This window comes from Pantoea leporis, from assembly GCF_028048155.1.
Classification (GTDB): Bacteria; Pseudomonadota; Gammaproteobacteria; order Enterobacterales; family Enterobacteriaceae; genus Pantoea; species Pantoea leporis.
In genome coordinates this window covers 1,139,225-1,158,831 of record NZ_JALMEU010000001.1, presented here as the reverse complement: position 1 = coordinate 1,158,831, position 19,607 = coordinate 1,139,225, and the positions used below count along the sequence as shown (strand labels likewise).

Genomic DNA, 19,607 nt, shown 5'->3' with positions numbered 1-19,607 from the left:
GACCGAAAACAGCCAGTTTCCTGCGGCGGAAATGCGATAATCGCCAGCAGAGAATATGCCGGAGGTGCACCATGTATCATGCCAAAATCATCGCGACGCCCGTTGGTGAGCTCACGCTTGTTGCCACCGATAAAGGATTGTCGGCGATTCTGTGGGAAAACGAAGGGGCGCAGCGCGTGCCGTTGAAGCCGATTAACCGTAACGATCAGCATCCGATTCTGTGTGAGGCCGAACGCCAGCTGCGCGAATATTTCGCCGGTGAGCGTCAGCAGTTTGATATGCCGTACGACACCGTCGGCACCGAGTTCCAGAAAAAAGTGTGGCAGGCGCTGCTCACCATCCCGTTTGGAGAAACGCGCAGCTACCAGCAAATCGCCGAGCAGATCGGCAATCCGAAAGCGGTGCGCGCCGTGGGAGCAGCGAACGGTAAAAATCCGCTGTCGATTATGGCGCCGTGCCATCGCGTGATTGGCAGCAACGGCAAACTCACCGGTTTTGCAGGCGGACTCACCGTTAAAGCCTTCCTGCTGGAGCTGGAAAGTCCGCAGAAAACGTTGAGCAGCGCATTGTTGCTGTAGAGCGCGCAAAAAAGAGACGACACTCTCGCGCAATTCCGCTATCGTGTTTAGCATATAAAACACGATAGCGGTTTTGATGCCGCATCATTGCCGTAACCGGCAATTTTGTTAAATTGAGAAAACGAGAGCCGTGTCATGAGCCTGATGTTCGATCCTGAAAGCGCGATCTATCCTTTCCCGCCGAAACCGGCACGTCTCAGCGACGATGAAAAAGCCCACTACAAAAACAAAATCAAACGCTTGCTGAAAGAACGCGATGCGGTGATGGTGGCGCATTACTACACCGATCCCGAAATTCAGGCGCTGGCGGAAGAGACCGGCGGCTGCGTATCGGACTCACTGGAAATGGCGCGTTTCGGCAGCACCCATCCCGCTAAAATCTTGCTGGTGGCGGGCGTGCGTTTTATGGGTGAAACCGCAAAAATCCTTAGCCCGGAAAAAACCGTGCTGATGCCCACCTTGCAGGCGGAATGCTCGCTCGATCTCGGTTGCCCAATTGAAGAATTTAACCGCTTCTGCGATCAGCATCCCGATCGCACTGTGGTGGTGTATGCCAACACCTCGGCGGCGGTTAAAGCGCGTGCGGATTGGGTCGTCACCTCGAGCATCGCGGTTGAGCTGATTGAGCATCTTGACAGCCTCGGCGAGAAAATCATCTGGGCACCGGATCGCCATCTCGGCCGCTACGTCACCCAAAAATCCGGCGCGGATGTGCTGTGCTGGCAGGGCGCCTGTATTGTGCATGACGAATTCAAAACACAGGCTTTGCAACGCATGAAGGCGCTCTATCCGCATGCGGCGGTGCTGGTGCATCCTGAATCACCGCAGGCGATTGTCGATCTGGCTGATGCGGTGGGATCCACCAGTCAGCTGATTCAGGCGGCGCAAAGTTTGCCGCATCCGCAGATGATCGTCGCCACCGATCGCGGCATCTTCTACAAAATGCAGCAGGCGGTGCCGAACAAAGAGTTGCTGGAAGCGCCCACCGCAGGCGAGGGCGCCACCTGCCGCAGCTGTGCGCACTGTCCTTGGATGGCGATGAACGGCCTGAAAGCGATTGCCGAAGGACTGGAGCGTGGCGGCAGCGCGCATGAGATCCATGTGGATAGCGCGTTGCGTGAGGCCGCGTTGCTACCGCTCAACCGCATGCTATCCTTTGCTGCAGATCTTAAACTTAAAATCAAAGGGAATGCATGACGGGCTCCCGTTACACAGGCACCTAATATGGACTTCTTTAGCACGCAAAATATTCTGGTTCACATTCCGCTCGGCGTTGGCGGTTACGATCTCTCATGGATCGAAGCCGTTGGCACCCTTGCGGGCCTGCTGTGCATCTGGCTCGCCAGCCATGAGAAAATCATCAACTACTTTTTCGGGCTGATTAACGTCACGCTGTTCGCGGTGATTTTCTTCCAGATTCAGCTTTACGCCAGCTTGTTGCTGCAACTGTTCTTCTTTGTCGCCAACGTTTACGGCTGGTACGCGTGGAGTCGGCAAACCTCTAACAACGAAACGGAGCTGAGAATTCGCTGGCTGCCGCTGCCGAAAGCATTGGGCTGGGGCGCGGCGTGCGTGGTGGCGATTGCGCTGATGACGGTGTACATCGATCCGGTCTTTGCTTTCCTGACCAAAACAGCGGTCGGCATTATGCAGAGTCTGGGGCTTAACGTGGCGATGCCGCAACTGCAGCCTGACGCGTTCCCGTTCTGGGATTCGTGCATGATGGTGCTGTCGATTGTGGCGATGATTTTGATGACGCGAAAATATGTTGAGAACTGGCTGCTTTGGGTGGTGATCAACGTTATCAGCGTGATGATCTTTGCGCGTCAGGGCGTATATGCCATGTCACTGGAGTACGCGATTCTGACGCTGATTGCGCTTAACGGTTCGCGCCTGTGGATGCAAAGCGCACGCGAACATGGCTCGCGCGCGCTGTCCCATCAGTGATGATGAGCGTGACCTTCCAGCGCAGCATGATCGTGGTGATCGTGCTGCGCGGCGCTATTATCTAAACACAACTCGCAGTCCGGCCCGCTGCACGGCTGATATTCCATCTGCACCGTGGCGTGGGCAATCTGATAGTGCTCATGCAAATAGTGGTGAATGCGCTTAAGCAGGCCGTCATGATCGTATGGCGGAATCACCTGCACATGCAGCGTCAGCACCGGTTTTTCACCCACTTGCCACAAATGAACGTGATGCACGTTACGTACTTCATCGATATTGCGCGTCAGCTCGCGTGACAGTTTATCCGCGTTGATATGGCCCGGCGCACCTTCCAGCAACTCATGCAGGCTCTCGCGCAGCAGCGACCAGGCGCTACGTACCACCAGCAATGACACCAGCAGCGACAAAATCGGGTCGATTGGCGTCCAGCCGGTCAGCATGATGATCACCGCCGCGACAATCGCACCGACCGAACCCAGCAAATCGCCCAGCACATGCAATGCCGCCGCACGTACGTTGAGATTCTTCTCTTCGCTGCCGCGATGCAGCAGCCAGAACGACAGCAGATTGGCCAGCAAACCGGCAATGGCGATGCCGAGCATCAATCCGCCGGCAATCGGCTGGGGTTCATAGAAGCGACGCAGCGCTTCCCAGACAATCAGCACCGTAATCACCAATAGCGCAATGGCGTTGACGAACGCCGCTAAGGTGGTGAGACGCAGCAAGCCGAAGGTATGGCGCGCGTTAGGCTTGCGCTGAGCAAACTGCACCGCGAGTAACGCCATCAGCAGCGCGGCGGCATCGGTCAACATATGTCCGGCATCGGCCAGCAGCGCCAGCGAGCCAGAAACCAGCCCGCCGATCACTTCGGCCACCATAAACAGCGCCGTTACGCCAAACGCCGCGGCCAGTCGTTTGCGGTTGCCGTTAGCGGTCCCGTGAGAATGCGTGTGTGCCATAATTATCCAGTTGTTTAAGTAACCTGTTTGTTAATGATATCAGTAAATTGAGATCATCAAGCGGCAACTGCTGCTGTTTAACCTGCTCAATCAACTGCTGACAGCGCTCGGCTACCTCATCAATGCCCAGCATCAACCAGCTGCCCTTCATGCGGTGTGCAGCCTGTTCCAGCGCCGTCCAATTTTGTGTATCGCGCGCGTTCAACAGCAAATCCCGATCCTGTTGCAGCGTGCGCTGCAAGGTTTGACAGATGCGCGGAATAAATGCCTGATTATCCTGCGCCAGAATCAGTAAGCTGTTTGGCAAGACATCCAATGGATCTTTTACTGCGCGCGCCAGCAGCGGTGCCAGATGATCGAGCTCAATGGGTTTGAGCAGCAGAGCTTCGTCATCCAGCAAGGCGATTTTCAGCAACTGAACATCTGCAGAGCAGAGCACGCGCAGCGAGGTGCTGCCGCGCTGGCGCTGACGACGGCGCAGAATACGCAGCAGCGTTAAACCATCCGGGCGCGGCATCATCTGGTCGATAAACAGAATATCGAAGGCGCGCTGAGCATCGGCGCGCAGCAGCGCTCGGCCCTCTTCAAATACCTGCGCCTCAACGCCAAACATCGCCAGCTGCTGCTGCATCACCAAAAGATTGGTCGGGTGATCGTCCACAATCGCCACGCGCAGCTGCGGGTAAATAGGCCAGCTGGCTGTGCGCTCGGTTAACGGCTCTTGGCTCACGACTAATGGCAACTGCACGCTGACTGTGGTGCCGCTGCCCGGTGCTGAAGTGAGCGTTAGCGTACCGCCCATTCGTTGCACAATCTCGCGACAGATAAACAAACCTAAGCCGCTGCCTTGCACCGCATGGCTTTTGCCGGACGGCGCCTGATACCACGGCTCAAACAGTTTTGCCTGCTCGTTAAGCGGGATGCCGCTGCCGGTGTCGGTGACCGTAAGCTGGATGTGCTCACTGACCGCCAGCGACAGGCGCACTTCGCCTTCGCGGGTAAACTTAAGGGCGTTGGCCACCAGATTATTCACCACCTGCTGCAGGCGATCGCCATCCAGCAACACGCTGGCAGGCAGCGGCGTCAGGGCTTCGGCAATCAGGTTCGGCCCGGCATCGCGCATTAAGGGATGATAAAACTGCTGCTGTTGCTGCAGCCAGAGCGTCAGATTGAGCGGACGCGGCGCCAGACGGAAGCTCTGGCTCTCAATACGCGCGTGATCCTGCAAGTCGTTCAATAGCGCCATCAGCGACCGCGCGCTGCTGTGCATCAGCGCCAGCCGTTCACTCGGATGCTGCTGCTGTTCCAGCTCCAGCAAACCGAGTATCGCCTGCATCGGCGTGCGCAGTTCGTGGCTGGCAGTGGCAAGAAACTGGCTTTTGGCGGCATTGGCGCGTTCGGCCTGCTCACGCTGCAATCGGTCACGGCGCTGCTGCCAGTAACGACGCGCCAGCAAGCCCAACAGCAACAGAATAATTACGCCTGCCGCAAGCAAAATCATCAGCGGAATATTGCGCATCGCCATCGTCGTGCCGGGCTGCGGCGGCTGTGACCAGCTGACGCGCATCTGGTTGAGCGTATCAGGCGGGATTTGCTGCAATGCATGGTCGAGCAGGGCGCGCAGCTCAGGCTGTTCAGCACTGACCTGCGGCGCCAGCGGCCAGGCGATATCGCTGGCAGCAAACGCCAGATGCACACGATTATCTTCGTGACTCGCCATACGCCAGCGGGCAGAGAGCACGTTATCTACCAGCGCATCGATCTGACCGTTATTCAGCGCTTGCCACAGCTGCGTCCGATCGTCGAACGGCTGCGGCGTAATACCTGACGGCAGCAAACGTATGGCGAGATCGTCGCGTAATACGCCCACGCGCTGGCCTTGTAACGATTGCCAGTTCATTGGCTGATGCGTGGCAAGCGTGTAAATGCCCCAAATGGCGCGCCATACCGGCAAAGTATTGCTGCCGGGATCGTCGCCATACAGCGGCTGCAACAGGTTGAGCATCACCTGCTGTTGCTGCAGTAGCGTGGCGGCCTGCTGCGGATTGTTGACCCAGCGCGGGGTAAAACGCAGGCCGGTACTTTGGCTCAGCGCGTTCAGCATGTCGATGCCGAAGCCGCGCGCGTTGCCGCTGCTGTCGCGATAACTCCAGGGCGCGTTATCCGCCTCAACCGCATACGGAATCTCAGTATGTTGCGCCAGCCACTGCTTTTCGCTGGCCGACAGCATCAGAGTTTGTGTGTCCTGATAACGCAGCAGCGGCGGGCTCCAGCGCTGCTGGACCCGACTGCTGAACTCGGCGGGCAGCAGGCGCAGCTGGCTGTTAAGCCAGTGGATCAGCGCGGCATTGCGCGTCATTGCGCGTAGCGTTAATTCGCCCGCGCCAGGATCGGCAGTGATTTGGTAAATTTGTCCTTGCTGCAGCTGGCCCAGCAAGAAACCGGCGCTGGCTTCATCGGCGACCAGATAATCGCTTTGCTGATTGAGCAGCGCATACAGCGCCTGCAGATCGCCCGGCAAGGTGTGCCAGCGATGCTGCTGCACAAATTCAGTGGGCAACTGCGCCAGCGTCGCTTCGGCAATGGTGAGCTGCGCGGTTTCGCTATTGAACATCACCGCGCGCTGATTATCCCTGTTACGATAGATGCGAATCGGGCTGCTGTACCAGCTGTCGCTGAGCAGCACACCGGATGGGAGCTGGGCATGTTGATTACTCAACACCAAATCCACCTCGCCGCGCTGCAAGGCTGCCAGTTGCTGCGCGCGATCGGCATAGCTTTGCAGCGTGAAATGCGTACCGGTCAACTGGCTTAGGGCGCTGAGATAGTCGGCGTCGATGCCCCAGAGGTGATCGCCAATACGCATCGCCCAGGGTGCGCTGTTTTGTGCCGGCACCGCGACGCGCAACGTTGCGCCAGGCCACGGCTCGGCGTGTGGGGCTGGCATCATCGCGGGTAACATCACGCTGCTGGCGGGTTGCAGATCGGCTTTCGCCATCACACTCAGCAGCAGCGTACACAGCAGCAAACAGATCCTCACTGCTGCGCTTTCCACAGCTCAGCCAGCTCAACCACCGACTGTACGCCGGTTTTCTCCAGGATATTTTTCTTGTGGGTGCTAACGGTTTTATTGCTGATATGCAGCTGTTCGCCAATCTGCAGATTCGAGAGGCCGCGCACCAGCAGCGCTACAATCTGCTGCTCTTTCTCGGTTAACGGCAGTTCGATACGTTCCGGCAGCGGCGGAAAAGCCTGCTGGCCGCCGAGCACCGCCAGAATCGCGCTCAGCAGTTGCGCCATGCTTTGGCTTTTCACCACGTAACCGGCAGCGCCAAGCGACACGGCGCTGAGCAGCGTGTGGCGGCTCTGCTGCGCGGAATAGATCAACACCGGGCAGTGCTGATTACGCATGCGCAACCGGCGCAGCAGTTCGAGTCCGTCGCAATCGGGTAAACCGATATCCAGCACAATTAAATCGATGGGATGTTGTTGAAGCAGTTGGCGCGCCTGCGCTTCGTCGCCAGCGGCGTGAATGTTCAACGTGATAGGAGCGTTAACGCAAGCCGCTTCCAGTGCGACGGCAACTAACGGGTGATCATCAATAAGCAGCAATGAAGCCATGAAACAGTTCCTGTGAATTTCATTGCTTCAGCATAGCGGAAAAGGGCGGGGGGCAAAATAAAAGGGAGAGCCGAAGCTCTCCCTTGATCAAACAGAAGGAAACTTATTGCGAAGTACCGTCTGTTTTATGTTTCACGTGGCCGCCACCCTCTTTAGTGTCGACTTTTTTATTCATGTCCGGGCATTTGCCGTCTTTGCACATGCTGTTTTTGTGCACCTGGCTGGCTGACATATTGCTTGAGTCAGTGCCTGACGTTGCTGCGCTGTTGGTATTGGTGCTACCGCTGTTAATTTTGCTGTTATCAACATTATTAGGTGGCAGATTTTGTTTTGCACCGCCAGCTGCTGCACCGGCTTCAGCTGAAGCGTTGGCCGCACCATTGTTGTTATCCGCAGCCATTACAGCACCGCTACCCATGGTCATCGCTGCTGTCAGAAAGATCATTGCAAACTTATTCATCATTATGCTCCAGTAATTAATGGATAGTTGCCGTCTAACACCCGCTGGTGTTGAGTGACGAAAATAGCGTGCCGCGATGGAATAAAATCCACCTTATACGCTTCACTTAAAAATTTAATTTTGCAAACACATCATTCCTTAGTGCTTACATTTAAAAAGCTTAGTGCATGGATATATAAATGCAAATTTGAGATGTACATTTTAAGCGCGGTGCGTAATTTACACCCACCGCGCGAAGGGCTAAAGTGGGCGGGTTGCGCCCGACGGACGTTGGGCCAGAAATTTGAATGGAATTGTGTATGGATTACCAGAACGATGATTTACGCATCAGAGAGATCAAAGAGTTACTGCCTCCTGTTGCTTTGCTTGAAAAATTCCCCGCCACCGATAAAGCGGCTGCAACCGTAGCGCAGTCACGTCAGGCGATTCACCGCATTCTGCATGGCGAAGACGATCGTCTGCTGGTGGTGATCGGTCCGTGCTCAATTCACGATACCCAGGCTGCGCAAGAGTATGCGACGCGCCTGCTGGCACTGCGTGATGAGCTGAAAGACGATCTCGAAGTGGTGATGCGCGTTTACTTTGAAAAACCGCGCACCACGGTGGGCTGGAAAGGGCTGATCAACGACCCGTTTATGGATGGCAGCTTCCAGATCAATGACGGCCTGCGCCTGGCGCGCAAGCTGCTGGTGGATATCAACGATATCGGGTTGCCAGCCGCCGGTGAGTTCCTCGATATGATCACGCCACAATATATGGCCGACCTGATGAGCTGGGGCGCGATTGGCGCACGTACCACCGAATCGCAGGTGCATCGCGAACTCTCTTCCGGCCTCTCTTGCCCGGTGGGCTTCAAAAACGGTACCGACGGCACCATCAAAGTGGCGATTGACGCCATCGGTGCGGCCAGCGCGCCACACTGCTTCCTGTCAGTCACCAAATATGGTCACTCGGCGATTGTCGAAACCAGCGGTAATGAAGACTGCCACATCATCCTGCGCGGCGGCAAAGAGCCGAACTACAGCGCCGAACACGTGGCGGCCGTGAAAACCGGTCTGGAGAAAGCAGGCTTGCGTCCGCAAGTGATGATCGACTTCAGCCATGCTAATAGCAGCAAGCAGTTCCAACGTCAGATGGTGGTTGCCGACGACGTGGCACAGCAAATTGCCGGTGGTGAGCAGGCGATTACTGGCGTGATGATCGAGAGTCATCTGGTGGAAGGTAATCAGAGCCTCGAAAGCGGCAAACCGCTGGTGTACGGCCAGAGCGTGACAGATGCCTGTATCGGCTGGGAAGACACTGAGAAGGCGTTGCGTCAGCTGGCTCAGGCGGTCAAACAGCGCCGCAGCTAAGCCAATGCGGCAATAAAAAAGGCCAGACTTGCGTCTGGCCTTTTTGCGTTTCAGCGTTCGCTTACTTCGCTTTACCCTGGTTTGCTACGGCTGCGGCTTTCGCAGCAATCTCATCAGCATCACCCAGATAGTAACGTTTGAGCGGCTTGAAGTTCTCGTCGAACTCATACACCAACGGCACGCCAGTTGGGATGTTCAGTTCGAGGATCTCGTCTTCGCTCAGGTTGTCGAGGTATTTAACCAGCGCACGCAGTGAGTTGCCGTGTGCAGCAACGATCACTTTCTCACCGCTCTTAATGCGCGGCAGAATGCTTTCGTTCCAGTAAGGAATCACGCGTTCGATGGTCAGCGCCAGGCTTTCGGTGGTTGGCAGCTGCGCGTCAGTCAGTGAAGCGTAACGCGGATCGTGGCCTGGGAAACGCTCATCAGCGCGATCCAGTTCTGGTGGCGTGATAGCAAAGCCACGACGCCACTGTTTCACTTGCTCGTCACCGTATTTAGCGGCGGTTTCTGCTTTATCCAGACCTTGCAGCGCACCGTAGTGACGCTCGTTCAGACGCCAGGTTTTTTCAACCGGCAGCCAAGCCTGATCCAACTCATCCAGCACATTCCACAGGGTGTGAATAGCGCGCTTCAGCACTGAGGTGTAAGCGAAATCAAACACGAAACCTTCTTTCTTCAGCAGCTGACCGGCTGCTTTGGCTTCAGTGCGACCTTTGTCAGACAGGTCAACGTCGTACCATCCGGTGAAGCGGTTTTCCTGGTTCCACTGGCTTTCGCCGTGTCGCACCAGTACCAGCTTAGTTACGGCCATAGCTTTACTCCTTAATGCTCGATTTACGATTAGTATTGAAACCGGCTGCGGCCACTGAGAAGCGGCTCACTAATAGCGCCATACCATAGCGGAAAACAACGCACGGCGTAAGCCTGTCGGCAGCGCAGTGCGCGTTTTTCATCCGGTGGCTCAGTGCGGCGTGAAGCGATAACGCGTCACGGACTGCCAGCTGTCGCCGGGTTGCAGCCAGCAATCGGGCTGCGGCCACTCTGCATGGTTAGGCGAATCCGGTAAAAATTCGCTCTCCAGAGCGATGCCCTGGAAAGCAGTATAGCTGTCCTGCTCACGGGCGCGTGTTCCCGCCAGATAGTTGCCGGTGTAGAACTGCAGCGCCGGAGCGGCAGTAAACACGCTCAGCTCCAGCTTGCCATCGGCAGACCATAAATGGGCGGCGGGCTGGCTGCTGTCGCCAGCGGTGTTGAGCAAAAAGGCGTGGTCATAGCCTTTCACCGCTTTTTGATCGTCATCGGCGAGGAACTCATCGGCGACGCGCTTCGGCTGGCGGAAATCAAAACTGTTTCCCGCCACCTCTTTCAGCGGCGCGTTAGGAATGCCTTCGCTGTCCACCGGCAGGTAACGATCGGCGTGCAGTTGTAAGCGATGCTGGCGCGCATCACCATGATGCGCATCAAGATTAAAGTAAGCATGGTTGGTGAGATTGACCGGGCAAGGCTTGTCGGTTTGCGCTTCATAGCGAATCGACAAGCAATTATCGTCATCAAGTTGATAGATGACATTGGCGATCACATTGCCGGGATAACCCTGATCGCCATCAGGCGAATCGAGGCGATAGTGCACCTCGCTTTCGCTCTGACTGAGAATCTGCCAGCGACGTTTATCGAAACCTTGCGGCCCGCCGTGCAGCTGATGTGCGCCCTGATTAGCCGCCAGCTGTAGATTGAGTTGCTTAAGTTCGGCCGAGGCGATGCGGTTCGCGTAGCGGCCAATCGTCGCGCCAAGATAAGCATCCTGATGCAGATAATCGGACGGTGTGGCGCAGCCGAGCAGCGCTTCACGCACGCTGTGATCCAACATTGGCACGCGCGCTGACAGCCAGGTCGCGCCCCAATCCATAAAAGTAGCCACCATGCCGTTGCGATTGCGCAGCACAGTGATGCGCCACGGTTGCCCGTCTGGCGCGTGTGAATTCACATCACTTACCATTGGCCTGCTCCTGCGGACGCTTTGCACACGTAGAAGGTCTCTTTGATGCCGGTTTGCGCTTCATACTTCTCAGCGACCACCGCTTTCACCGCATCGACCAGATCGGTTGGCATCAGCGCCACGATGCAGCCACCGAAACCGCCGCCGGTCATACGCACGCCGCCGCGCGGGCCGATTTCTGCTTTCACAATCTCAACCAGCTGATCGATTTGCGGCACGGTGATTTCGAAATCGTCACGCATCGAGGCGTGCGATTCGGCCATCAGTTCGCCCATGCGTTTCAGATCGCCCGCGCTTAACGCATCGGCTGCTTCCAGCGTGCGCGCATTTTCGCTAATCACGTGACGCACGCGTTTTGCCACCAACGCATCCAGCTCACCAGCAGAGGCTTCAAACTCTTCCAGCGTCACATCGCGCAGCGCCGGTTTATTGAAGAAGCGTGCGCCAGTTTCACACTGTTCACGACGCGTATTGTATTCGCTGCCCACCAGGCTACGACGGAAGTTGGAGTTGATGATCACCACCGCAACATCTTCCGGCATTGATACTGCGCGCGTGCCGAGCGTACGGCAATCCAGCAGCATGGCGTGATCCGGCTGACCGAGCGCGGAGATCAGCTGATCCATGATGCCGCAGTTGCAGCCGACAAACTGGTTTTCCGCTTCCTGACCGTTCACCGCAATCGCTGCGCCATCGAGGTTTAATGCATACAGCTGCTGGAATACGGTACCGACCGCCACTTCCAGCGACGCCGAAGAACTCAGGCCCGCGCCTTGTGGCACGTTGCCGCTGATCACCATATCGACGCCGCCAAAGCTGGCATCGCGTTTTTCCAGATGTTTCACCACGCCGCGCACGTAGTTGGCCCACATTGGCTCTTTTAGCGGCTCAATCGGCGCATCCAGCGAGAAGCTGTCCTGCTGATTGTCGTAATCGACGGCAATCACGCGCACCTGGCGATCGTCGCGTTTGGCGCAGGCAATCACGGTTTGATAATCGATGGCGCACGGCAGCACAAAGCCATCGTTGTAGTCGGTGTGTTCGCCAATCAGATTGACGCGGCCCGGTGCCTGAATGCTGTGTGTCGCCTGATAGCCGAAAGTGTCAGCGAAAACCTGTTGAGTAATGGATTTTAATGACATTTATTGCGCCTCGCGGAAATGGACATCGCTGACAGAACGCAGACGTTCAGCTGCCTGTTCCGCCGTTAAATCACGTTGGGTTTCGGCCAGCATTTCATAGCCAACCATAAATTTGCGTACCGTGGCTGAACGCAGCAGCGGCGGATAGAAGTGTGCGTGCAGCTGCCAGTGATCGTTGGCTTCGCCGTTGAACGGCGCGCCGTGCCAGCCCATCGAATAGGGGAAAGAGCACTGGAACAGGTTGTCGTAGCGGCTGGTGAGCTGCTTTAGCGCCAGCGCCAAATCGGTGCGCTGCGGCTCGGAGAGATCGGTGATGCGTTTCACATGGGCTTTCGGCAGCAGCAAGGTTTCAAACGGCCACGCCGCCCACCACGGCACCACGGCCAGCCAGTGTTCGGTTTCCACCACCGTACGGCTGCCATCGCTCAACTCGCGCGCAGCGTAATCGACCAGCAGCGGCGTGCCTTTCTCGGCAAAATAGTGACGTTGGTTGTCATCTTCTTTCTGCGCTTCGTTTGGCAGGAAGCTGTTGGCCCAAATCTGGCCATGCGGATGCGGGTTGGAGCAGCCCATCGCCGCACCTTTGTTTTCAAACACCTGCACCCAAGGATAGTGCTGGCCGAGATCGGCAGTCTGTTCCTGCCAGGTCCGCACGATATCTTCCAGCCCGCTCAGCGGCAGTTCCGGCAGCGTTTTGCTGTGATCCGGCGAGAAGCAGATCACCCGGCTGGTACCGCGCGCGCTTTCGCAGCGCATCAACAGATCGTCGCTTTGCGGTGCGTCTGGCGTGTTAGTCATCAGCGCGGCAAAGTCATTGGTGAACACGTAAGTGCTTTTATAGTTGGGGTTTTTGTCACCGGTAATGCGGGTGTTTCCAGCACAAAGGAAGCAGTCAGGATCGTGCGCTGGCAGTTGCTCCAGTGCCGGGGTTTCCTGCGCACCTTGCCACGGGCGCTTAGCGCGATGGGGTGAGACCAGCACCCATTGATCGATCAATGGGTTATAACGGCGATGCGGGTGATCGACCGGGTTAAATTTTTCCATGATGAGTCCTGGTAAACGGCAAACAGATAAAAATGATTTTGATCAAAGTAGCACAAAGACCAGCGTGAAAGCGTGATCCAGTCTGGATAAATGGTATCGTTTACACAAGGTGACGATTCTCATTTTGTGGGGTTGTTGCGTGTGTTTGTTGAATTACCAGGCGATGAAATGGTAACGCTTACATTGCCTTCATACTCCGAACTGCTGCTGCTTGCCGCAGCTCGAATTATTTTGGCAATGGCGCTATGCACGTTAGATGTTTGTAGGATTGCCACTTATGGCAACCGCTATTTAACGCAGCGACTCTTGCAGGAAACCGTAACCCTGTTCCTGCGCGACAAAACTCAGGCGATGGGTGATGCACTGCGGCGCATCTTCGGCGTGGTGGGAGACAAACAGCAGTTGCGTACGGCCTTCGCCAATCAGCACATCAACAAAGCGGCGCACTAGCTGGCGGTTAATCGGATCAAGCCCTTGCAACGGTTCATCGAGAATGAGTAGCGTGGGATGTTTCACCAGCGCGCGCGCAATTAGCACCAGCCGCTGCTGGCCCCACGACAAACTGTGGAACGGCGCATCCGCCAGCTGATTATCCATACCGAGCAGCGCCAGCCACTGACGCGCCAGCGCTTTTTGCCGATCGGACACCGCCTGATACAGACCAATCGAATCGAAGAAGCCGGAGAGCACCACGGTGCGCACATTACAGCTGACGCGATAATCGAGGTGCAGGCTGCTGCTGACGTAACCGATGTGCTGCTTGATGTCCCAGATGGTTTCACCGCTGCCGCGTCGGATGCCAAACAGCGTCAAATCGTTGCTGTAACCCTGCGGATGATCGCCGGTTACCAAACTGAGCAGGGTGGATTTACCCGCGCCGTTCGGCCCCACAATCTGCCAGTGTTCACCGGGTTTAACTTGCCAGTTCAGGCCATCAATCACCGCTTTGTCGTTGTACGACACCACGCCGTTGCGCAGCATCACGCGCGGCGCATCTTCGGCCAGCTGCGGCAGTTGATCGGGTTGATCCGCCTGCGGCAGCGCCATGCCAGCAAGCTTCTCGCTGTGCGCCAGCTGCGCCACCAGCGCTTCGGCCAGAATCGCGCCCCGTTCGCCCACGTGGGTTAACGTGCATTCGGCCAACACGCCGACCTTCTCGACAAAATCGGGAATATCATCAAAGCGATTGAGCACCAGCACTACGCTAAAACCGCTTCGATGCAGATCGTTGAGGGTTTGCGCCAGGCTGGCGCGCGACGCCACATCCAGCCCATCGAAAGGTTCATCGAGGATCAGCAGATCCGGCTGCGCCATTAGCGCCTGGCACAACAGCGTTTTGCGCGTCTCGCCGGTTGAGAGATATTTGAAGCGACGATCGAGCAGATAAGTGATGCCAAACTGCTGCGCCAGCGCCTGACAACGCGCCGCATCTTGCACTTCATCCTGAATGATCTGTGCGGCGGTGCGACCGGTATCGTCTTCGCCTTCACTCAGTAGATCGGTGTTATTACGTTCCCACTCATCGCTGACCAGTTTCTGTAGCTGCTCCAGCGACAGGCGCGTACGACGCTGAAAATCCTGCTGCACGCTGCCTTTACCGGGCTGCAACTCGCCGGAAAGGGCGCGCGCCAGCGATGACTTGCCGCTGCCGTTGGCGCCGACAAACGCCCAGCTTTCGCCGCTGTTGAGGGTTAAATCGTTAAGGGACAGTGCTCGGGTGTCGCTAAGGTGAAACGTACCTTGCGAAATTTGCAATGAAGCCATGATCTATTCCGTTTTATGCATCGTGTTGTCCAGTTTTAGCCAGCGATGCAGGCGAAGTCAAATCATGGCGTGGATTTCAGAGCAGTGTGGCGATGATGGCGTGTTCGGCATTAAAACTGGCGGTGACGCTGGCGCCAACCTGCAGATTCTGCTGTTTCACCGCCTCATTGGTGACGGTCGCGCACAGCGTTTCGCCACTCGGCAACGCCATCAATACTTCGCTAAGCTGATCGCCGGGCTCAATTGCGCTGATCTGCGCAGCCAGTTGATTGTCGCTGCTGGCGGCGGCGTGACTGACGTGAATCCACGGTGCTTTAATCAGCACCAGCACCTCTTTGCCGCTGTCGAGCTGCAAGCGTTCGGCACTGCGTGCGGTGATCGCCACCTGCAGGCGCGTTACGCCATCGGCGAGCAGCACCTCAATGTGTTGCTGCACCTGCTGATGATCGCTGGCCAGCACCGTACCAAACAGCTGATTGCGCGCGCTGGTTTGCAGCGAGAAACGCGCAATCGCCGCCAGCAAACTGTCGAGCGGCAAGCTGTCGTTTTGCAGCACATCGAAGGCCTTTTGTTGAATCTGCTCCATCAACTGGAATAGCTGAATCAGCCGCTCGCCATAACGCGTCAGCTGCGCGCCGCCGCCGCCTTTGCCGCCGGTGGCGCGATCCACCAGCGTTTGGTCGGCCAGCTGATTCATCTCATTGATCGCATCCCAGGCACTTTTATAACTGATGCCCGCCAGTTTCGCGCCCTGGCTGATGGAGCCGGTTTGCTGCACGCGTTTCAGTAATTCGATGCGACGCGGATCGGCAAACAGCTTTTGCTGAAGACGAATATGGAGAGAAAGTTCTGCCTGCATGTCAGCTCCTTAGGTTAATCCGCTCAGTTTACTGCTTAAAAGTAAAAGCACGAAAAGGGCAGTGCGTTTTTTTCGCTAACCGTTACAATCACTTTTTTATTTTCTGCGTGAGGTTTCCATGCTGGAACTGTTAAAAAGCCTGGCTGTGGCTATCATCATGGTGCCGATTGTGATGGCGATTATGCTCGGTTTGATTTACGGCCTGGGTGAAGTTTTCAACGTCATCTCAAAATTTGGCCGCCGCGACGATCGTCCTGCCAACAGCTCACAACACTAATTTCTCAACGCCCGCTTCCTGCGGGCGTTTTGTTTCTGAACTTCCGTAAAATCCTGCCGATATAAAGCTCATGACGCATTTGCGCGTACGTTGTATTATCAAATATATAACGTAACAAGGAGCAACAAATGCGAACCATCAAGTACCGTTGGGCTGCTGCAACCGTTTTAAGCGTTTCATTGGCCGGTCATGCCGCGGCCGCGGAGAAAATCACCGTGTTTGCAGCAGCATCGCTGACCAATGCGCTGCAGGACATTGCGACGCAGTACCAGAAGAAAAGTGGTGTAGAAGTGGTATCCTCTTTTGCCTCTTCTTCGGTGCTGGCGCGCCAGATCGATCAGGGCGCACCGGCCGATCTGTTCATCTCTGCCGATCAGCAGTGGATGGACGATGTGGTGGCAAAAAACAGCGTGGTGAGCAGCACGCGCTATACGCTGCTTGGCAACGATTTAGTGCTGATTGCACCGAAAAGCGACGCGGCTAAAGCGGTCACCCTTGATAGCAAAACCGACTGGAAAAGCCTGCTGAAAGGCGAGCGTCTGGCGGTGGGCGATCCGGATCACGTGCCGGCCGGCATTTATGCCAAAGAAGCATTACAAAAACTCGGCGCGTGGGACGCTTTATCCCCGCAGCTGGCGCCAGCCAACAACGTGCGCGCCGCGCTGGCACTGGTTGAGCGTAACGAAACGCCGTACGGCATCGTGTATGGTTCGGACGCGGTGGCCAGCCAAAAAGTGCAGGTCGTAGGACGATTCCCGGAAGATAGCCACAAGCCAGTGGAATATCCGATGGCGATTGTCAAAGAACATCAGAACGCAACGGTGAACGCCTTCTACAACTATTTGCAGGGGCCGGATGCCGCTGCCGTGTTTAAACAGTATGGATTCACGCCGAAGAAATGATATTGAGCGATCCCGAATGGCAGGCCGTTTTTCTCAGCCTGAAAGTGTCCTGTGTAGCTGTGATATGCAGCTTGCCGTTTGGCATCCTGATGGCCTGGATTCTGGCGCGCTGCCGCTTTCCGGGCAAAACCCTGTTGGACAGCATCGTCCACCTGCCGCTGGTGCTGCCACCGGTGGTGGTCGGCTATCTGCTGCTGATCGCCTTAGGCCGGCGCGGTTTTATTGGCGAATGGCTGTATGACTGGTTCGGTTTCACCTTTGCCTTTAGCTGGCGCGGCGCGGTGATCGCTTCGGCGGTGATGGCGTTTCCGCTGATGGTGCGTGCAATTCGTCTTGCGCTGGAAGCGGTGGATACCAAACTGGAGCTGGCCGCACGCACGCTGGGTGCCGGGCGCTGGCGCGTATTTTTCACCATCACGCTTCCGCTCACCTTGCCGGGCATTATTGTTGGCACGGTGCTGGCCTTTGCCCGTTCGCTGGGTGAATTTGGTGCCACCATCACATTTGTCTCCAACATTCCCGGCGAGACGCGCACCATTCCGTCGGCGATGTTTACCCTGATTGAAACGCCGGGCGCGGAAGGCACCGCCGCGCGCCTCTGTGCGGTGGCGATTGCGCTGGCGCTGATGTCGTTAGTGGCATCGGAAATGCTGGCGCGCTGGGGCCGTAAACGGCTGGGAGCGGCATAATGCTCAATCTGCAACTTTCTCAGCAGTTGGGCGAGCACCTGCTTGACGTTAACCTCAATATTCCCGCCAGCGGCATTACCGCCATTTTCGGCGTGTCGGGCGCGGGCAAAACCTCGTTAATTAACGCGATTGGCGGATTAACCCAGCCGCAGAGCGGGCGCATCGAGTTAAACGATCGCCTGCTGTTCGATTCGGCCACGCGAGTCAATCTGCCGCCGGAAAAGCGCCGCATCGGCTATGTGTTTCAGGATGCGCGGCTATTTCCGCACTATCGCGTGCGCGGCAATCTGCAATATGGCATGGCGGCCTCAATGAAGCCGCAGTTCAACGCGCTGGTGGCGCTGCTGGGTTTAGAATCGCTACTGACGCGTTTTCCTGCGTCGCTTTCGGGCGGTGAAAAACAGCGCGTGGCGATTGGCCGCGCGTTGCTAACAGCACCCGATATTCTGCTGATGGATGAACCGCTGGCGTCGCTCGATCTGCCGCGCAAACGTGAGCTGATGCCCTATCTGCAAAAGCTGGCGAAGCAGGTCGATATTCCCATTCTTTACGTATCGCACAGCCTCGATGAAATCCTGCAGCTGGCGGATAACGTGCTGGTGCTGGATGCCGGCCAGGTGAAAGCCTTTGGTCCGCTGGAAAAAGTGTGGAGCAGTTCGGCGATGCGTCCGTGGCTGCCGCTCGCCGAGCGCACCAGCGTGCTGCGCGTGCAGGTGCTGGAGCAGCATCCTGATTACCCAATGACCGCGCTGTCGCTTGGCGATCAGCATATTTGGGTGAGCCGGGTGAATCAGCCGCTGAAAACGCCGCTGCGTATTCGCATCGCCTCAGCCGATGTGTCGCTGGCATTGCAGCCGCCGCATAACACCTCGATCCGCAATATATTGCCGGCGCAGGTGGTTGAACTGCTGGAGATTGACGATCAGGTGGAAGTGAAGCTGCGCATTGGCATCAGCGAACTGTGGGCGCGCATTTCGCCGTGGGCGCGCGATGAGCTGGGCATCCGACCGGATCAGTGGCTGTATGCGCAGATCAAGAGCGTGTCGATAGCAGCGTAAATGGATTCATTGCGCGGTGTGAGAAAAATCCGCGCCATGAATTGCGCCGCTACATCTTACGGTTACAGAACCTCTTGATAGATCACTTCGGCGATGCCCGGCTCCAGATTGGTGCCAATCACCTTTTTGGCGCGCGCTTTGATGGCGTCATCGGCATTGCCCATCGCCACGCCTAATCCCACCTGTTCCAGCATGCTGAGATCGTTGTAGTTGTCGCCAAACGCCAGCACGTCTTGCATGCTAAAGCCCTGACTCTCAACCCACTGCGCCAGACGCTTGCCTTTGCTGTTGCCGCCTTTGGCGATATCCACCTGATCGTGCCACGACCATTCACATGCCAGACCAAGTTCGGCTTCGGTGCGTTCGGCAAACTGCTGCAGCGCGCGCGTGTCGGGATGCGACAGCGCGAATTTCCAGATCGAATCAGCCTCAATCGCCGCCTGCGCCAGGCTTGGCACCTGCAGGAACAGCGGACGCTGCGCTTCCGGCAACGATTGCGCCCAGTTAAGCGTACGCGTCACATGGCCGGTTGGCGTTTGGTACAGCATCGCATCATCGACATACAGCAGACCGTGAATGTTCTCTTCATCCAGCATCTCAATCACCCGAGCAGCTTTGCTTTTATCCAGCGGATCGGCGGCCAGCACCTGTTTTGCGGGATAATCATACAAATAGGTGCCATTACAGCAAATTGCGGGTGTATCCAGTTTAAGTGCCTGATAAAAAGGGTGGATAGCGCAGTGGTGGCGACCGGTAACGATCAACACTTTCACGCCCGCCTGTTGCGCGCGGGCCAGCGCTTCGATGGATTCTGGCAAGATGGTTTTGTTCGGGGTCAGCAGGGTGCCGTCGAGGTCAAGGGCGATTACGCGGTAGCTCATTACACTTTCCGTCCGGGAGTTGGCAAAGCATTGAGTCTACACCCGGCAGCGGCCCTGAGACAAAAAACAGGGCAC

The 19,607-nt window shown here is 56.7% G+C and carries 19 protein-coding genes; 8 read left to right on the top strand and 11 right to left on the bottom strand.

Features of this window, described 5'->3' with window-relative positions; translation table 11 throughout:
• Positions 1–71: 71 nt before the first annotated feature.
• From MWH02_RS05440 to pnuC, 3 genes are all read left to right on the top strand, one after another.
• A complete protein-coding gene (locus tag MWH02_RS05440) occupies positions 72–578 on the top strand; it encodes a methylated-DNA--[protein]-cysteine S-methyltransferase (protein ID WP_192236622.1) in 507 nt (168 codons plus the stop codon).
• Between the two features lie 135 nt (positions 579–713).
• On the top strand, positions 714–1,775 hold the full coding sequence (gene nadA, locus MWH02_RS05435) for a quinolinate synthase NadA (RefSeq protein WP_271460044.1): 1,062 nt from the start codon (positions 714–716) through the stop codon (positions 1,773–1,775).
• Positions 1,776–1,802: 27 nt separating this feature from the next.
• Positions 1,803–2,525, top strand: a complete 723-nt coding sequence (gene pnuC / locus MWH02_RS05430) for a nicotinamide riboside transporter PnuC (protein WP_271460043.1) — start codon at positions 1,803–1,805, stop codon at positions 2,523–2,525.
• On the opposite strand, the gene zitB is transcribed toward pnuC, so the two are convergent.
• From zitB to MWH02_RS05410, 4 genes are all read right to left on the bottom strand, one after another.
• Complete coding sequence (zitB, locus tag MWH02_RS05425) at positions 2,519–3,484, bottom strand: CDF family zinc transporter ZitB (RefSeq protein WP_101763201.1); 966 nt, start codon at positions 3,482–3,484, stop codon at positions 2,519–2,521. The genes pnuC and zitB overlap by 7 nt on opposite strands.
• Positions 3,453–6,539, bottom strand: coding sequence for an ATP-binding protein (locus tag MWH02_RS05420; protein ID WP_271460042.1), 3,087 nt, complete (start codon positions 6,537–6,539; stop codon positions 3,453–3,455). Before MWH02_RS05420 ends, zitB begins: the two co-directional genes overlap by 32 nt.
• Entirely contained in the window at positions 6,521–7,105 is a 585-nt protein-coding gene (locus MWH02_RS05415) for a response regulator transcription factor (protein WP_110865750.1), read from the bottom strand. The genes MWH02_RS05420 and MWH02_RS05415 overlap by 19 nt, the downstream gene beginning before the upstream one ends.
• Before the next feature lie 103 nt (positions 7,106–7,208).
• Positions 7,209–7,565 (bottom strand): YbgS-like family protein, encoded by a 357-nt coding sequence (locus tag MWH02_RS05410; protein ID WP_192414256.1) that lies wholly within the window; start codon positions 7,563–7,565, stop codon positions 7,209–7,211.
• Between the two features lie 299 nt (positions 7,566–7,864).
• Between MWH02_RS05410 and aroG the strand changes: the two genes are divergently transcribed.
• On the top strand, positions 7,865–8,917 hold the full coding sequence (aroG, locus tag MWH02_RS05405; protein WP_110865751.1) for a 3-deoxy-7-phosphoheptulonate synthase AroG: 1,053 nt from the start codon (positions 7,865–7,867) through the stop codon (positions 8,915–8,917).
• Between the two features lie 61 nt (positions 8,918–8,978).
• Here the strand turns inward: aroG and gpmA are convergent, their stop codons facing one another.
• The 6 genes from gpmA to modE all read right to left on the bottom strand — a co-directional run bounded on the left by gpmA (position 8,979) and on the right by modE (position 15,725).
• The gene (gpmA, locus tag MWH02_RS05400; protein WP_008109047.1) at positions 8,979–9,731 is read right to left on the bottom strand and encodes a 2,3-diphosphoglycerate-dependent phosphoglycerate mutase; all 753 of its coding nucleotides are present in this window, start codon (positions 9,729–9,731) and stop codon (positions 8,979–8,981) included.
• Between the two features lie 150 nt (positions 9,732–9,881).
• Positions 9,882–10,916: a galactose-1-epimerase gene (gene galM / locus MWH02_RS05395; protein ID WP_101763197.1), complete on the bottom strand. Its 1,035-nt coding sequence runs from the start codon at positions 10,914–10,916 to the stop codon at positions 9,882–9,884.
• Complete coding sequence (galK, locus tag MWH02_RS05390) at positions 10,910–12,058, bottom strand: galactokinase (RefSeq protein WP_271460041.1); 1,149 nt, start codon at positions 12,056–12,058, stop codon at positions 10,910–10,912. Before galK ends, galM begins: the two co-directional genes overlap by 7 nt.
• Complete coding sequence (galT, locus tag MWH02_RS05385; protein ID WP_222233149.1) at positions 12,059–13,102, bottom strand: galactose-1-phosphate uridylyltransferase; 1,044 nt, start codon at positions 13,100–13,102, stop codon at positions 12,059–12,061.
• 291 nt (positions 13,103–13,393) lie between these two features.
• On the bottom strand, positions 13,394–14,866 hold the full coding sequence (gene modF, locus MWH02_RS05380) for a molybdate ABC transporter ATP-binding protein ModF (RefSeq protein ID WP_271460040.1): 1,473 nt from the start codon (positions 14,864–14,866) through the stop codon (positions 13,394–13,396).
• Between the two features lie 76 nt (positions 14,867–14,942).
• Positions 14,943–15,725 (bottom strand): molybdenum-dependent transcriptional regulator, encoded by a 783-nt coding sequence (gene modE / locus MWH02_RS05375; RefSeq protein ID WP_210081565.1) that lies wholly within the window; start codon positions 15,723–15,725, stop codon positions 14,943–14,945.
• Positions 15,726–15,843: 118 nt separating this feature from the next.
• Between modE and MWH02_RS05370 the strand changes: the two genes are divergently transcribed.
• The 4 genes from MWH02_RS05370 to modC all read left to right on the top strand — a co-directional run bounded on the left by MWH02_RS05370 (position 15,844) and on the right by modC (position 18,651).
• Positions 15,844–16,002 carry an AcrZ family multidrug efflux pump-associated protein gene (locus MWH02_RS05370; RefSeq protein ID WP_007890616.1) on the top strand — a complete coding sequence of 53 codons (159 nt, stop codon included), beginning with the start codon at positions 15,844–15,846 and terminating at the stop codon, positions 16,000–16,002.
• 128 nt (positions 16,003–16,130) lie between these two features.
• Positions 16,131–16,904: a molybdate ABC transporter substrate-binding protein gene (gene modA / locus MWH02_RS05365; RefSeq protein ID WP_271460039.1), complete on the top strand. Its 774-nt coding sequence runs from the start codon at positions 16,131–16,133 to the stop codon at positions 16,902–16,904.
• Positions 16,901–17,593 carry a molybdate ABC transporter permease subunit gene (gene modB / locus MWH02_RS05360; protein WP_192236612.1) on the top strand — a complete coding sequence of 231 codons (693 nt, stop codon included), beginning with the start codon at positions 16,901–16,903 and terminating at the stop codon, positions 17,591–17,593. The genes modA and modB overlap by 4 nt, the downstream gene beginning before the upstream one ends.
• Positions 17,593–18,651 carry a molybdenum ABC transporter ATP-binding protein ModC gene (gene modC, locus MWH02_RS05355; protein WP_271460038.1) on the top strand — a complete coding sequence of 353 codons (1,059 nt, stop codon included), beginning with the start codon at positions 17,593–17,595 and terminating at the stop codon, positions 18,649–18,651. Before modB ends, modC begins: the two co-directional genes overlap by 1 nt.
• Before the next feature lie 62 nt (positions 18,652–18,713).
• On the opposite strand, the gene MWH02_RS05350 is transcribed toward modC, so the two are convergent.
• Complete coding sequence (locus tag MWH02_RS05350; RefSeq protein ID WP_176971421.1) at positions 18,714–19,532, bottom strand: pyridoxal phosphatase; 819 nt, start codon at positions 19,530–19,532, stop codon at positions 18,714–18,716.
• Positions 19,533–19,607: the final 75 nt, after the last annotated feature.